General features: G+C 74.8%; 12 protein-coding genes and 1 riboswitch. Of the genes, 7 read left to right on the forward strand and 5 right to left on the reverse strand.

Annotated elements, in window-relative coordinates; genetic code table 11:
- The first annotated feature begins 2 nt into the window (after positions 1–2).
- Both ACF08D_RS04625 and ACF08D_RS04630 read left to right on the forward strand, forming a co-directional pair.
- Positions 3–1100 carry a FecCD family ABC transporter permease gene (locus tag ACF08D_RS04625; RefSeq protein ID WP_392221031.1) on the forward strand — a complete coding sequence of 366 codons (1098 nt, stop codon included), beginning with the start codon at positions 3–5 and terminating at the stop codon, positions 1098–1100.
- Complete coding sequence (locus ACF08D_RS04630) at positions 1100–1915, forward strand: ABC transporter ATP-binding protein (protein ID WP_392221032.1); 816 nt, start codon at positions 1100–1102, stop codon at positions 1913–1915. Before ACF08D_RS04625 ends, ACF08D_RS04630 begins: the two co-directional genes overlap by 1 nt.
- A gap of 41 nt (positions 1916–1956) precedes the next feature.
- On the opposite strand, the gene ACF08D_RS04635 is transcribed toward ACF08D_RS04630, so the two are convergent.
- Positions 1957–2958 carry a LacI family DNA-binding transcriptional regulator gene (locus ACF08D_RS04635; protein WP_392221033.1) on the reverse strand — a complete coding sequence of 334 codons (1002 nt, stop codon included), beginning with the start codon at positions 2956–2958 and terminating at the stop codon, positions 1957–1959.
- A 245-nt stretch (positions 2959–3203) separates the two neighbouring features.
- Between ACF08D_RS04635 and ACF08D_RS04640 the strand changes: the two genes are divergently transcribed.
- Positions 3204–4142, forward strand: coding sequence for a carbon-nitrogen hydrolase (locus ACF08D_RS04640; RefSeq protein ID WP_392221034.1), 939 nt, complete (start codon positions 3204–3206; stop codon positions 4140–4142).
- Between the two features lie 24 nt (positions 4143–4166).
- Here the strand turns inward: ACF08D_RS04640 and thiI are convergent, their stop codons facing one another.
- From thiI to ACF08D_RS04660, 4 genes are all read right to left on the reverse strand, one after another.
- Positions 4167–5462: a tRNA uracil 4-sulfurtransferase ThiI gene (thiI, locus tag ACF08D_RS04645; RefSeq protein WP_392221035.1), complete on the reverse strand. Its 1296-nt coding sequence runs from the start codon at positions 5460–5462 to the stop codon at positions 4167–4169.
- 13 nt (positions 5463–5475) lie between these two features.
- On the reverse strand, positions 5476–6165 hold the full coding sequence (locus tag ACF08D_RS04650; RefSeq protein ID WP_392221036.1) for a ribonucleotide-diphosphate reductase subunit beta: 690 nt from the start codon (positions 6163–6165) through the stop codon (positions 5476–5478).
- Positions 6166–6334: 169 nt separating this feature from the next.
- Positions 6335–6559, reverse strand: a riboswitch (cobalamin riboswitch).
- A gap of 91 nt (positions 6560–6650) precedes the next feature.
- Positions 6651–7007 carry an STAS domain-containing protein gene (locus tag ACF08D_RS04655; protein ID WP_392221037.1) on the reverse strand — a complete coding sequence of 119 codons (357 nt, stop codon included), beginning with the start codon at positions 7005–7007 and terminating at the stop codon, positions 6651–6653.
- 37 nt (positions 7008–7044) lie between these two features.
- On the reverse strand, positions 7045–8424 hold the full coding sequence (locus ACF08D_RS04660) for a PP2C family protein-serine/threonine phosphatase (RefSeq protein WP_392221038.1): 1380 nt from the start codon (positions 8422–8424) through the stop codon (positions 7045–7047).
- Positions 8425–8660: 236 nt separating this feature from the next.
- Here ACF08D_RS04660 and ACF08D_RS04665 point away from each other — a divergent pair, with 236 nt between their 5' ends.
- The 4 genes from ACF08D_RS04665 (at position 8661) to ACF08D_RS04680 (ending at position 15139) form a co-directional block, all read left to right on the forward strand.
- Positions 8661–12914, forward strand: a complete 4254-nt coding sequence (locus tag ACF08D_RS04665; protein WP_392221039.1) for a SpoIIE family protein phosphatase — start codon at positions 8661–8663, stop codon at positions 12912–12914.
- Positions 12914–13204, forward strand: a complete 291-nt coding sequence (locus tag ACF08D_RS04670) for an STAS domain-containing protein (RefSeq protein ID WP_392221040.1) — start codon at positions 12914–12916, stop codon at positions 13202–13204. The genes ACF08D_RS04665 and ACF08D_RS04670 overlap by 1 nt, the downstream gene beginning before the upstream one ends.
- Before the next feature lie 109 nt (positions 13205–13313).
- Positions 13314–14189, forward strand: a complete 876-nt coding sequence (locus ACF08D_RS04675; RefSeq protein ID WP_392221041.1) for an MEDS domain-containing protein — start codon at positions 13314–13316, stop codon at positions 14187–14189.
- On the forward strand, positions 14186–15139 hold the full coding sequence (locus tag ACF08D_RS04680; RefSeq protein WP_392221042.1) for an anti-sigma factor RsbA family regulatory protein: 954 nt from the start codon (positions 14186–14188) through the stop codon (positions 15137–15139). Before ACF08D_RS04675 ends, ACF08D_RS04680 begins: the two co-directional genes overlap by 4 nt.
- Positions 15140–15150 lie beyond the last annotated feature (11 nt).

Consider the following 15150-nt stretch of genomic DNA (forward strand, 5'->3'; position numbering starts at 1 on the left):
CGATGACGACCACCTCCCACACGACCCCCGCGCGCACCGGCACCCCGCCCACCGGCGGTGAGAAGGTGCCGGTGCGCCGGCGGCGCGTCCCGGCCGTGGTGCTCCTCCTCCTGGCCGTCGCCGGACTCCTGGTGTCCGTGGTCACCGCGACCCTGTTCGGGAGCGCGGACATCCAGGCCCTGGACGTCGTCTCGACGATCCTGCGCCACACCGGCCTGGAATCCCTCGCCCCCACGCCACCGCTGCCGGGCCTCCACGACGCCCTGATCTGGCAGTCCCGCTTTCCGCGCGTCCTGCTCGCCGCGGCCGTCGGCATGGCCCTCGCGGTCTCCGGCGCGGTCCTTCAGGCGGTCACCAGGAACCCCCTGGCCGACCCCTATCTGCTGGGCGTCTCCTCCGGCGCCTCCACCGGGGCGGTCGCGGTGCTCCTGCTGGGCATCGGCGGAAGCATCTCCCTGTCGACCGGCGCGTTCGCCGGCGGCCTGGTCTCCTTCGCCGTCCTGCTGGTCCTGCTCGGCGGGGGCCGCGTGGCCAGCCCCTCCCGCGTGGTGCTCACCGGCGTGCTGGTGTCCCAGTTCTTCGCCGCGGTCACCTCGGTGATCCTCATGGTCAGCGGCGACGCCAACTCCACCCGCGGCTTCACCTACTGGCTGCTCGGCACCTTCGCGGGCGCCCGGTGGGAGGGGGTGGCCGTCACCGTGGTGGTCATCCTGGCCGGCGTGGCCGCCGTCCAGTTCTTCGCGCCCGCCCTCGACGCCTTCACCTTCGGCTGGGACTCCGCCGAGGCCCTGGGCGTCAACGTCACCGCGGCCCGCGTCTGGCTGATGGTGCTGACCTCGGTCATGACCGCCGCCGCCGTGGCGGCCTCCGGCGCGATCGGCTTCATCGGGCTGCTCGTCCCCCATGCCGTACGCATCCTGGCGGGCCCCACGCACCGCTCCCTGCTTCCCCTGTCCGCGATCGTCGGCGCCGTCTTCCTCATCTGGGTGGACGTGTTCGCGCGGACGGCGTTCTCGCCCCACGAACTGCCGGCCGGCGTCATCACCGCGCTGCTGGGCGCGCCCGCCTTCGCCCTGGTCCTGAAGCGTCTGGAGTCCTGATGGGCAGCATCACCACCACCCGGCTCTCCTGGTCGGTCCAGGGCCACCGGCTGCTCGACCACATCGACATGGAGGCCCGGGACGGGCAGGTCGTCGGCCTCCTCGGCCCCAACGGCTCGGGCAAGTCGACGCTGCTGCGCCTGCTCGCCGGACTGCGCCGCCCCGACACCGGGGACGTCCGCATCGACGGCACCGGCCTGCACGACCTCGGCCGCCGGGTGCGGGCCCGGCGCCTCGCCGTCGTCGAGCAGGACGTGACCGCCCACCACCACGTCACGGTCCGCCAGGTCGTGGAGCTGGGCCGCACCCCGTTCCGCGGCCGCTTCGACGCGCTGACCGACCGCGACCGGCGGATCGTCGACGCGGCGCTGGAACGGACCGACATCACCGCCAGGCAGCACCGGACCTGGCACACCCTCTCCGGGGGAGAGAGGCAGCGCGCCCAACTCGCCCGCGCCCTCGCCCAGGAGCCCCGGGAGATCCTGCTCGACGAACCCACCAACCACCTCGACATCCGCCACCAGCTCGAACTGCTCGACCTGCTGACCTCGCTGGACGTCACCTGCGTCGTCGCCCTGCACGACCTCAACCTCGCCGCCCGGTACTGCGACCACCTCGTCGTCCTCGACCACGGCCGGGTGGCGGCGGCGGGCGCCCCCGAGGCCGTCCTCACCCCGGACCTGATCGAGACGGTCTACGGCGTCCGGGTCCTCGTCGACCGCGAGCCCACCACCGGAACCCTCCGCATCACCTACCTGGCCGCCACCGCCGCGGGAGCGACGGCCACGACAGCGCCGCAACCGGATCTCCCGTAGGGCTCACGCCTCCCCGGGGCGTACCCGGGGCGTCCCGCGGCTCAGGCCGGTGGCGCCGTCGAGGCGCGGGCCTCCAGCGACCAGGCGTGCGGCCGGACGGTGTCCGGGGCGGCGCGGTCGAGCAGGATGTCGCAGAGCAGCGCGGCACAGGCCCGCCCGTAGTCGGCGGGGCGCAGGTCGATGGCGGTGACCGGCGGATCGCCCGCGCGTACGGCGGCGCCGTCGACGCACGAGGCGACCAGGAGGTCCCGCCCCGGGACCCGGCCCGCCGCCACGGCCGCGCGCAGGACGCCCACGGCCGCCCCGTCGGGGCCGCAGATCACCGCGTCGGTCGCCGGATCGCGGGCCAGCAGCTCCCGGGTGGCACCGGCGGCCTCGCCGGCGCTCGCCGCGAACGGGACCGGACGGACGGCGACGGGCACCCCGTGGGCGGCGCTCCAGCTCTCCGCCGCCGTCCGCAGCGCGCGCGCCCAGGCCGACTCGGACCGGGGCGCGAGCAGGGCCGGCCGGCGGGCGCCGCGCTCGTGGACGTGGTCCAGCAGGGCGGTCAGGGAGGCGGCGTTGTCGCAGACGACGGCGGCGCTCGGGGCGGGCGCCGGGCCGAGGTGACGCTCACCGGTCACGACCGGCAGGCCCGCGTCGAGCAGCCGGGGGACGGTGACGTCGGCGGCGTCGGGGTCGATGACGAGCAGCCCGTCCATGCGGGAGGCCGGCGGGCCGTGCGTCCCGCCCCGCGCGCCGAGCAGGATGACGTCCAGCCCCTCCTCCTGGCAGCGCTCGACGGCTCCGAAGGCGAGCGTCATGTAGTAGTCGAGCCGGGTCGCGGTGTGCGGGAGGTGGAGGCCCACGGCGCCGGTGCGCGAACGGCGCAGCCGCCGGGCGGCGCTGTTGGCGCGGTAGCCCAGCTCCTCGGCCACGTCCCGGACGCGCCGGCGCGTCGCCTCGGCCACCCGGCCCGACCCCTGGAGCGCGTCGGAGGCGGTGCTCTTGGACACCCCGGCGGCTCGGGCGACATCGATCAGGGTCACGGTGCGGGCGGTCACGCCGGGAGTCTATCCGGTCGGCCTCCCGCTGCCGGAACGTTCCGGCAGCCAGCGGCCCACTCGTACGCCGGAAGATTCCGGCGCAGGTGACGACGGTCCCGCCGGAACGTTCCGGCAGAGGCGGCGAACCTCTTGCCGGAACGTTCCGGCAGGGGTTACGGTCAGGCTGCCGGAACGTTCCGGCACACCTCCGCCCACCCCCGTGCCGGAACGTTCCGGCACGCTCTCCACCCGTCTGGATCCCCATGCGCGTCATCACCGCCCTCACCCCGCCCGCCTCGCCGGCCCGCAAGCGCCCGGCCGACCGCTCCCCGCTGCGGGTCGCCGCCGTCCAGCAGCGCTGGCACCGCGACCCCGCCGAGCACCGCGCCGCCCTGATGGAGGGCGTGCGGCTCGCCGCCGCCGAGGGCGCCCGGGTGGTCTGCCTCCAGGAGCTGACGCTCTCGCCGTACTTCGCGGTGGTCCGCAAGGCCGACCACCCCGAGCCGGCCGAGCCCGAGGACCTGCGCACCGGCCCGACCCTCGCCTTCGCGTCCGAGGCCGCCCGCATCCACGGCGTGTACGTGCACGCCTCCCTGTACGAGCGGGCCCCCGCGCCCGGCGGCGAGGACGACGGCCTCGGCTACAACACCGCCGTCCTCGTCGCCCCGGACGGCACCCTGGTCCGGCGTACCCGCAAGACCCACATCCCGGTCTCCGAGGGCTACTACGAGGACCACTGGTTCCGGCAGGGCCCGGCGGGGGACGACGCCTTCCCGACCGTCGAGGTCGACGAGGCCCGGCTGGGCCTGCCGACCTGCTGGGACCAGTGGTTCCCCGAGCTGGCCCGCGCCTACTCGCTGGCCGGCGCCGACGTGCTGGTGTACCCCACGGCCATCGGCTCCGAGCCCGGCCACCCCGGGTTCGACACTCAGCCCATCTGGCAGCGCGTGATCACCGGCAACGCGGCGGCCAACGGCACCTTCATGGTGGTGCCCAACCGCATCGGCTCCGAGAACGGACTGACCTTCTACGGCAGCTCGTTCATCGCCGACCCCTACGGCCGGGTGCTGGCCCAGGCGCCGCGCGACGAGCCCGCCGTCCTGGTGGCGGAGCTGGACCTGGACGCCCGCCGCGACTGGCTGGAGCTCTTCCCCTTCCTCACCACCCGCCGCCCCGACGCCTACGCCCCGCTCACCGTCTGACCGGCGGGCCCGTCGCGGCGCCCGTCAGACGGGCGCCGCGCACCGGCCGGCGGCGGGGTCCCGCGGGTCCTCCTCACCGTCCGCTCCGGGCCGCAGCACCTGCGCCGAACCGAGCAGCGCCTCCACCACCTCGTCCAGGTCGAGGCGCCTCTCGACCGACCGCAGCTGCGGCAGCCGCGCCCGGGTGCTGACCCGGGGCGGGGCGAGCAGGCTGCAGCAGTCCTCGTCCGGCAGGACCGAGATGCCGGCGGTCCCGATGGACCGGGCCTCGTCGATGATCTCCTGCTTCTCCCAGCCGATCAGCGGGCGCAGCACGGGCAGCGCGGCGGCCTCGTCCACCGCCGCCAGGTTCGCCAGGGTCTGGCTGGCCACCTGCCCCAGGCTGTCGCCGGTCACCAGCGCCTGGGCGCCGGTGCGGGCGGCCAGCGCGGACGCGGTCCGCACCATCAGCCGGCGCTGGGCCACCACCTGGAGCCGTCCGGCCCCGGCCACGGCGAGCTGCTTCTGCGCCGTGCCGAGAGCCATCACGTACAGCTCGCCGGGCGGCTGGTGGCGGTTGAGCTCCCGGGCCAGGGCGTACGCCTTGTAGACCGACGACGGGTTGGTGTACGGGGCGCCGTTGAAGTGCACGAAGTCGCACGCCAGCCCCCGCCGCATGGCCCGGTGGGCGGCGACCGGGGAGTCGTACCCCCCGGAGAGCAGGACCAGGGCCCGGCCGCTGGCCCCCACGGGCAGCCCGCTCAGGCCGGGCAGCCGCTCCCAGGACAGATAGGTCTCCTTGCGGTCGATCTCCACGCTCAGGGTCACGTCCGGCGAGGTGAGGTCGACGTGGAGGCCCGGCACCGCCCCGAGGACGTGACTGCCCAGGTGCGCCTCCATCCGGGAGGAGGTCAGCGGGAAGCGCTTGTCCCGCCGCCGCACCCGTACCGCGAAGCCGCGCACCCGGCGCCCGGCGGCCACCTCGCCCAGCACGTCCGCCGCCGCGGCGCTGATGCCCTCCAGGGTGCTGGGCACCCGCACGGCGGGTTCGACCGTGTTGAACCCGGGGACCCGGCGCGCCCGCTCCACCAGGGCGTCCCGGGGGACCTGACCGCCCAGCACGGTGACGTTCTGGGCGGTCTTGATCCAGGTGGAGCCGCCGACGCCGCGCAGCGCCACGCGCAGGTTGTCGTGCAGCCGCTCGGTGAACCGGTGGCGGTTGCGCCCCTTGAGGAAGACCTCACCGTGCTTGAGCAGCACGCACGGGCCGTAGGCCGCCGCGGGCGCGGCGTCCTCCGGTTCCCGGGGGGCGGGTATGGGGTGGTTCTCGTGTCCGTGCATCCGTCCGTCTTCCTCAGAAGTCCCAGTCGTCGTCGGAGGTGTCCTCCGCCTTGCCCATGACGTACGACGACCCGGAGCCGGAGAAGAAGTCGTGGTTCTCGTCGGCGCCCGGCGACAGCGCCGCCAGGATCTCCGGGTTGACCTCCGTCCCCGCTGCGCCGAAGCGGGCCGGGTAGCCGAGGTTCATCAGCGCCTTGTCGGCGTTGTAGCGGACGAAGACCGCCACGTCGTCCATCAGCCCGAGCGGCTCGTACAGCTCGCCCGAGTAGCGCAGTTCCAGCTCGTACAGCTCCTCCAGCAGCTCGTACGTGAAGGCCCGCATCTCCTCCTGCCCGGCGGGAGTCCGCCCCTCCAGGCCGCGCTGGTACGTGTAGCCGGAGTAGTAGCCGTGCACCGCCTTGTCGCGCAGGATCAGCCGGACCATGTCGGCGGTGTTGGTGAGCAGCGCGTGCGTGGAGAAGTGCAGCGGCAGGTAGAAGCCCGCGTACAGCAGCAGCGACGACAGCAGCGTGGAGGCGACCTTCCGCTTCAGCGGGTCGTCGCCGTAGCCATAGGTCGGCGTGATCAGCACATACGGCTCGGACACCCGCGGCATGCCGTCGCGGCGCGGGTGCAGGGGGATGCGTGTGGCCGGCAGGCCCAGCCTGTCCACGAAGCGCCTGGTGTTCTCCGAGACGCTGGAGAAATACACAAGACCGCTCATCGGTCCGCCGCCTCCTCTCGCTCGTTCCCGTCCGGCTCCGGGGACCGGAGGAGGGCACGGCGGCACGTGGGGCGGAGAGCGGACGGCGGCGCGCGAAGGCACGCCGGAGCCGGGTCCGTACGACGGCCACGCGGCCCTCCCTCGGGGCCTCGAAGCGCGTACGCCGGACGTCGGCGCACGCACCGGTGGCAGGTCTTCGGACTCGCGGGCACATCGCCTGACGACGTCAGGCCACCTACTGGCCGTCGCTTCCCGGGCCCCCGCACGGGGCCCAGTGCGTATGACGGCGGTCGTTCCCGCTCACCGCTGCGGGGCAGTCCCGGATTCGCACCGGGTTCCCTCTTGCCTCGCCGGGCACCGCAGTGCCCGGCGAACCACCAGCGGCTCCAACACTACATCTGGAACCGACTGGTGGCGCGCACCCCAGATGTTGTGTCTCGCAAGAAAGTTAGGTATACCTAAGTGGGGCGCCGACCCCGGTCGTGTCAGTGCGCCAGCGCCCTGAGCGCGTCGTCCGCCGTGGGGTGGAAGGTGAAGACCTGGTCCAGGCCGACCGTGTGGAAGACCCGGGTCAGGTCGGGGCTGAGCCCCGCGAGCGCCAGCGGGCAGCCGGCCGCCTCCGTGCGGTGGTAGGCGCCGACCAGCACCGTGATGCCGGTGGAGTCGCAGTACGTCAGGCCCGACAGGTCCAGCACCAGGGCCCCGTCGGGCGCGAGCGGCACCGACGTCAGCTCCCGGCTGAGCCGGGGCGCGGTGTGGTGGTCCAGCTCGCCGGTCACCTTCAGCAGGATCCGGCCGGCCCCGTGCGGCTGCTGGTCGACGGTCAGGATGGGTTCGGTCACCGGTTCTCCAGGTGGGTCATGCGGGTGTCGCCGATGGTCATACGGGTGTCGCGGGTACGGACAGGACGAGCAGCGCGGTGTCGTCACCGACTCCGCGGCCCAGGTCGCCGAGGAGGCCGTTCACAGTGTGCAGGAGCGCGTCGGCGGTCGGCGCGCCCAGGGCCGCCAGGTGCCGGACCAGCCCGTCCTGCCCCAGCAGGCCGCCCCCCGGGGTTCGGGCCTCGACCAGCCCGTCGGTGTAGAGCAGCAGCGCGTCACCGGGTCTCAGGCGCGTCGTCGTCCGGACGAACCGGGGCGCCGGGAGCATGCCGATGAGCTGCCCGCCGAGGGTGGAGACCGGCTCCACCGTCCCGTCGGCGCGGTGCGCGAGCGCGGGCGGGTGACCGCCGCCGGCCAGGGTGACGGCGAAGGACCCGCCGGCCTCCGGTTCGAGCACCCCGAACAGGGCCGTGCAGTAGCGCGGCGTGCTGCCCTGCTCCTCGCCCTTGAGCACCGCGTCCAGGTTGGCCAGGGCGTTGCACGGGTCGGGGTCGTAGATCGCGGCGGCCCGCAGGGTGTAGCGGGTCAGGGAGGTGAGCGCGGCGGCGTCGGCGCCCTTGCCGCACACGTCGCCGATGAAGAACGCCCAGCGCCCGTCGTCCAGCGGGAACAGGTCGTAGAAGTCCCCGCCGACCTCGTCCGCCGACGCCGGGTGGTACGCGGCCGTCGCGCACAGGCCCGGCACGGTCGGCAGGACGGGCGGCAGCAGGGTGCGCTGGAGGGTGCGCGCCAGCCGCTCGGCGTCGGTGCGCCGGGCCCGCTCGGCGGCGACGGTGCGCAGCGCGGACAGCCGCAGCTCCAGCTCCTCCATCACCAGGGCCGCCAGGTCCCGCAGGCTGCCGAGCTGGTCGTCCGTGGGGTGGCGCGGCCGGGTGTCCATGACATGGACGGTGCCGAGGCGGTGGCCGTCTGCGGTGGTGACCGGCGCGGCGGCGTAGAAGCGGATGCCCGGGCCGCCGGTGACCAGCGGGTGCCCGGCGGTGCGCGGATCGGCGCGGGCGTCGGTCACGACGTACGGATCGGGGCCGAGGACGGCGGAGGCCGACAGCCCCGGGACGCGGAGCGTCTCGGCGGAGCCGGCCGGGCCGTGCGCGGCCCTGACCCTGATCCGGTCGGCCTCCACGAACGCCACCCCGGCCATCGGCGCGTCGAAGATCCGCGCCGCCAGCGAGGCGATCCGGGAGAAGGTGTGGTCCGAGGACGGGTCGTCGAGGGGGTACCGCCGCAGCGCGGTGACGCGGCCCTCCTCGTCGAGCGGCTCGCCCTCGCCATCGCATGGCGAACTCGCGCCGTCGCGTGGCGAGCTGTCGCCGTCGTGTGGCGAGCTCTCGCCGCCGGGCGGCGAAGCGAGCACCGGTACCGGTGAAGTAGAGGTCATCGTCCCGCCCCCTGCGCGCGTCTCGTGCTCTCACCATGCCGAGTGCTGGTACCCCGTTTCGACGCTTTATCCTACGGAGTGATCGGCGCCGGTGGGTGGGGCGGTCCGGGGTGCGGGACGACGGACGTCGGACCCCGCGCCCGGGTCACGTGCCGCCCCCGGCGGTGGTGCCGCGACCGGCCGGATCCCGGTGGCGCGGTCCGGCAGGTGGGGCTGGTTGGACGAGAGGGTCTCCCGTGACGCGTGCTGAAGACGCCGGGCAGGCGTGTGCCCGGAAGGCCGGGCACCCGTCGCCGGGCGGGGCGGCCGGCGAGGTGTTCGCCGCCGACGCCGAGGTCGGCGCGGACCTCGCCGCGGTGGACTGGACGGCGACCCCGCTCGGGGTCCCGGAGAGCTGGCCGCAGAGCCTGCGGACGGCGGTGAGCATCCTGCTGTCCTCCCGCTTCCCCATGTGGATGGCGTGGGGACCGGAGCTGACGTTCTTCTGCAACGCCGCCTACCGCCGCGACACCCTGGGCCAGAAGTACCCCTGGGCCCTGGGCCGCCCCGCCGACGAGGTGTGGGCGGAGATCTGGGACGACATCGGCCCCCGCATCGACGCCGTCCTCACCACCGGCGAGGCCACCTGGGACGAGGCGCTGCTGCTGTTCCTGGAGCGCTCCGGCTACTCCGAGGAGAGCTACCACACCTTCTCCTACAGCCCCCTGCGGGACGACTCCGGCGCGGTCGTCGGCATGCTCTGCGTGGTCAGCGAGGAGACCGAGCGGGTCATCGGCGAGCGGCGGATGGCGACCCTCCGGGACCTGGGCTCCGACCCCAGCGTCGTCCGGACCGAGCAGGAGATGCTCGCCTTCGCCGGCGAGCAGCTGGGCCGCAACCAGCGCGACCTGCCCTTCACGCTGACGTACCTCTTCCAGCCGGACGGCACCGCACGGCTGGCCGCCGCCACCGGACTGCCCGCCGGGCACCCCGCCGCCCCCGCGCTCCTGCCGTCCGGCGCCCCCGCCGGCGACGCGGAGGAGAGCGCCGGTACGGCCGGCGCCTGCGGCCCGGGCGCCGGGGACCCGGACGTGCCGTGGCCCGCCGCCGCCCTGGCCCGCGGCGAGTCCGTGACCGTACCCCTCGACGCGGCACCCTTCACCGGGCTGCCCGCCGGGGCGTGGCCGAAGCCGCCCGCCGAGGCCCTCGTCGTACCGCTGCTCCAGCAGGGCAGCGCCCCCTACGGCTTCCTGGTCGCCGGGCTCAACCGCTACCGCCCCCTGGACGCGGGCTTCCGCGGCTTCGTCGAACTGGTCGCCGGGCACATAGCGGCAGGCGTGGCCAGCGCCCGCAGCTACCAGGCGCAGGAGCGGCGCGCCGAGGAGCTCGCCGAGCTGGACCGGGCCAAGACCGCGTTCTTCTCCAACATCAGCCACGAGTTCCGCACCCCGCTCACCCTGATCATGGGGCCGGTCGAGGAGCTGCGCGGCCGATTCGAGGGCGCCGACCCCCGGGCCCGCGAGGAACTCGACGCCATCCACCGCAACGGCCTGCGGCTGGGCAAGCTCGTCAACAGCCTGCTCGACTTCTCCCGCATCGAGGCCGGCCGGATGCAGGCCCGGTACGAACCGGTCGACCTGCCGGCCGTCACCGCCGAGCTGGCCAGCGTGTTCCGCTCGGCCGTGGACAAGGCCGGGCTCGCCTTCGAGGTCGACTGCCCCGCGCTGGCCGAGCCCGTGCACATCGACCGGGGCATGTGGGAGAAGGTCGTCCTCAACCTGCTGAGCAACGCCCTGAAGTTCACCTTCGACGGCTCCATCGCCGTCCGGGTCCGCGCCGAGGACGGCCATGCCGTCGTCACCGTCGCCGACACCGGGATCGGCGTGGCGGAGGAGGAGATGCCGAGGCTCTTCGAGCGCTTCCACCGCATCGAGTCCGCCCGCTCCCGCTCCAACGAGGGCAGCGGCATCGGCCTCGCCCTGGTCAAGGAGCTCGTCGGCCTGCACGGCGGCACGATCACCGCCGACAGCGCGCCCGGCGAGGGCACCCGCTTCACCATCCGGCTGCCCTTCGGCACCGACCACCTGCCCGCCGGGGCCCTCGTCCCCTCCGCGCCCGCCGCGGCCGTCTCCGCCACCGCCGAGCCGTTCGTCCAGGAGGCCCTGCGCTGGCTGCCCACGGAGGAGGCCGGCGCGCCGCGGACCGGCACGGACACCTCCGCGACCGGCGGCGCCTACACCTCGGGCCCCGTCGTCCCCGCCCGCGTCCTGATCGCCGACGACAACGCCGACATGCGGGAGTACCTCACCCGCATCCTGCGCGGCGCCGGCTACCAGGTGGAGGCCGTCCCCGACGGACTGGACGCCCTGCGCGCCATCCGCGCCGACGCCCCCGACCTCGTCGTCAGCGACGTCATGATGCCCCGCCTCGACGGCCTCTCCCTCGTACGGGAGCTGCGCGCCGAGGCGCGTACGGCCGCCGTCCCCGTCCTGCTGCTCTCCGCCCGCGCCGGGCAGGAGGCGTCCATCGAGGGCCTGCAGTCCGGCGCCGACGACTACCTCGTCAAGCCCTTCGCCGCCGCCGAACTCCTCGCCCGGGTACGGGCCAACGTCGAACTGTCCCGGCTGCGCACCCATCACGCGCGCTGGCGCACCGCGCTCGTCGACTCCCTCCAGGAGGCGTTCTTCGTCTGCGACGAGGAGGGCGCCGTCATCGAGCTGAACACCGCCTTCACCGACATCCTCGGCTACGGCCCCGAGGACCTCCCGTACGCCCCGGTCCACCCCTGGTGGCCCTCCGCCGACAGCGACCCGGACGCCCACCGTCGGGTCGCCGAGGCGTTCGACCTGCTGATGACCGAGGGCAGCGGGCGCTTCACCATCCCCGTCACCCACCGCGACGGCCACCGCCTCTGGATCGACGCCGCGTTCAACAAGGCCCAGGACCCCGACACCCGCCGCAGCGTCACCGTCGGCACCTTCCGCGACGTCACCGCCGAGCACTACGCCGTCCAGCGCGACAGCGCCCTCGCGGCGCTCAGCCTGCGCCTCACCCAGGCGGCCGGCCTGACCGAGGCGCTGTCCGGCGCCCTCGACGAGCTGAAGCAGCTCTGGCACGCCCGGGAGGTGTCCGCCGTGGTCTTCGGCCCCGGCGGCGAGCCCGCGCTGACCGCCACGGACACCGCGTCCGGCTGGGACGGCCTGCCCGAGGACCGCCGCGAGACGCTCACCGCCCTGCGGGAGCTGCCCGTGCTGACCCCGTTCACCGACCGCACCGGCGCCGGGATCGCCGTGGAGCACCCCGAGGGCCCCATGGTGCTGTGGGTGGACCTCGGCGGCGTCCGGCCCTTCGCCGAGCCGGACCAGCTGCTGCTGTCCCTGCTCGCCGGACACCTCGCCCAGGGACTGGTCCGGGTGCACCAGATCGACCAGCAGCGCCGTACCGCCCTCGCCCTCCAGCGCGCCATCCTCGGCCCCTCGCACCTGCCCGACGGCTTCGCCGTACGGTACGAGCCGGCCACCCGGCCGCTCGAGGTCGGCGGCGACTGGTACGACACGGTCGCGCTGCCCGACGACCGCATCGGCATCGTCGTCGGCGACTGCGTCGGCCGCGGACTGGCGGCGGCCACCGTCATGGGCCAGCTCCGCAGCGCCTGCCGCGCCCTGCTCCTCCAGGACGCCAGCCCCGCCCAGGCCCTCATGGCGCTGGACAACTTCGCCGCCGGCGTCCCCGGCGCCGAGTGCACCACCGTCTTCTGCGGCGTCCTCGACCCGGTGACCGGCCGGCTCACCTACTCCAGCGCCGGGCACCCGCCGGGGATACTCGCCCACCGGGACGGCACCACCCGCCTGCTGGAGGAGGGCCGCAGCCTCCCGCTGGCCGTCCGCCCCGGCCGGCCGCGCCCCGAGGGCGAGTGCGTCATCCCGGCCCTCGCCACCCTGATGCTCTACACCGACGGGCTCGTCGAGCGCCGCCGCCGCCCGCTGAGCGTCGGCATCGACCAGGCCGGCCAGGCCGTCCAGGAGGGCAGGGACGCCGCCGTGGACGATGTCGCGACCCGGGTGATGTCCCGGCTGGAGCCGGAGAACGGCTACGACGACGACGTCGCCCTGCTGCTCTACCGCCACCCCGCCCCGCTGGAGCTGACCTTCCCCGCCGAGTCCGCCCAGCTCGCCCCCGTGCGCAGGACCCTCCGCAGCTGGCTCGAACGCTGCCAGCTGCCCCCGCAGACGGCGCAGAACGTGCTGGTCGCCGCCGGGGAGGCGTGTGCCAACGCCATCGAGCACGGCCACCGGCACCGCAGGGGCGAGCCCATCCGGCTCCGCGCCGAGGCGAACGTCACCGATCTGCGGCTGCTCGTCGCCGACTCCGGGCAGTGGAAGACGCCGCAGCCCGAGGCCAACGCCCACCGGGGCCGCGGCATCATGCTGATGAAGGCCATGATGCAGCAGGTCACCGTCACCACCGGCGCCGACGGCACCACCGTCCAGATGCACACGAGGATCGCGTGATGACCACCACTCCGCTCACCCTGACCCCCGGTCGGCGGGCCGACGGCACGACGCTGCTCACCGCGGTCGGCGAGATCGACATGAGCAACACCGACGCCCTCGCCGAAGCCCTCGACAGCGCGTCCGGCCCCGTCGTCCTCGACCTCACCGGCGTCGAGTACCTGGACAGCGCCGGCCTCAACGTCCTCTTCTCCCACGCCGACCGGCTGGAGCTCATCGCCACCGCGCTCCTCGCGCCGGTGCTGACGATCTCCGGGCTCGCCGAACTGACGACGGTCGAGGGCCTGTGACCCGGGGCCGGTCACCCGGCCCCGTGCCCGGACCGACCCGGCCGGGTGGACCGATGTGCTTCCATTGACGGACAATTCCGCGAGCCGGGGCGAACGAGGAGGAGCGGCCATGACGAGGGTGCGAGGAGCCGGCGCACCCCACGCACGGTTGTCGGCGGCGGAGCAGCACACCAGTGTGGTCTTCTCCGACGACCGTGAGTGGGCGGAACAGCTCTGTACGTTCGTCCGTGCCGGGCTCGACCGGGGCGAGCAGGTCCAGTACTTCGCGGACGCCACCGAGCCCGCACGGGTCCTGGCCGCGCTCTCCGACGGCGGCGTCGACGTACCGGGCGCCCTGTCGCGCGGCCAGCTGACCGTCTCGACCGCGGCCCAGACGTACCTCGCCCAGGGCGGCTTCGACCCCGACGCCATGATGGGGCTCTGGGCGGACGCGCTCGACGACGCCTTCGCCCAGGGGCACAACGGCATGCGCGCCATCGGCGAGATGTCCTGGGGCGTCCGCGACATAGCGGGCGCCGACCGGCTGCTGGAGTACGAACTGCGCATCCACGACGAGGTGTTCGCGCGGCTGCCGCTCACCGCCTGGTGCTTCTACGACCGGCGGCTGCTGCCCGAGGCGTACCTCGACGTCCTGACCGGCGCGCACCTGACGCACCGCGGCGAGACCCTCGCCGACCCCGTGCTGCAGGTCGCCCCCCTGGCGGACCACCCCGGCTTCCGGCTCTCCGGCTCGGCGGGGTACGACACCCGGGAGGTGGTCACGGCCGCGGCCGCCGCCGTCCGGGGCGCGGCCGCCCCCCGCGTGGAACTGGACCTGGCGGACCTGCGCCACCTGGACGCCGCCTCGCTCGCGGCCCTCGCCGACGCCGCGGCGTCCCGCACCGGCGGCGATCCGGTCCTCCTGCGGCAACCACCACCCACGCTGCGCCGGCTCCTCGACCTGTTCCCCACGCTGGGCACCGCCCTGGAGGTCGTGGACCGATGACGACCTTCATGCGCACGACCGGCGACACCGGCCGGCAGGACGCCTTCTTCCACCCCGCCCTGTTCTACGGGACCCAGGACGAGTACGCCGACGGCCTGCGCGCCTTCGTCCGCGGCGCCCTGGACCACGCCCACCCCGTGCTGGTGGCCGTGCCCGGCAAGCGGCACGCGGCGCTGCGCGAGGCCCTGGGCGCCGACCACCCGCACCTCACCTGGGTCGACATGACCGAGGCGGGCCGCAACCCGGGCCGCATCCTGTCCCTGCTCCAGGACTTCGCCGACCGCGCCGGCCCGGACCCGGTCTCCATCGTCGGCGAGCCCATCTGGCTCGGCCGCACCCCGGAGGAGGCCCGGGAGGCCACCCGCCACGAGGCGCTGATCAACCTCGCCTTCGAGGGCCGCCCGGTCAGCATCCTGTGCCCCTACGACACCGCGCTCCCCGAGGACGTCCTGGCAGAGGCGTACCGGACGCACCCGGTCATCGGCGCGCCCGGCGCCTACCGGCCCAGCCCCCGGTACGCCGACCCGCACGAGGTGCTCCGCGACTGCGACGCCCCGCTGCCCGAGCCGGCCGACCCCGCCGTCGTCCCGTTCGAGGAGCACGACCTGGCGCGCACCCGTGACGAGGCCGACCGCTGGGCGGCCGGGGCGGGACTGCCCCCGGCCCGGCGCACCGACTGGCTGCTCGCCGTCAGCGAGGCGACCAGCAACTCCGTGCGGCACGGCGGCGGCAGCGGGACCCTGCGGATGTGGCGCACCCCCGGCGCGTTCGTCGCCGAGATCAGCGACGGGGGCCGGCTGGCGAATCCGCTCATCGGGCGCCGCCGCCCCGATCCCACCGCGCCGACCGGCGGCCGCGGCGTGTGGATCATGCACCAGCTCTGCGACCTGGTCGAGATCCGCGCCGGGCGCGACGGCCTGGTCCTGCGGCTGCACATGGCCCTGGGCTGACCCCGGCCCGC

It is taken from the genome of Streptomyces sp. NPDC015131 (assembly GCF_043079975.1).
Classification (GTDB): domain Bacteria; phylum Actinomycetota; class Actinomycetes; order Streptomycetales; family Streptomycetaceae; genus Streptomyces.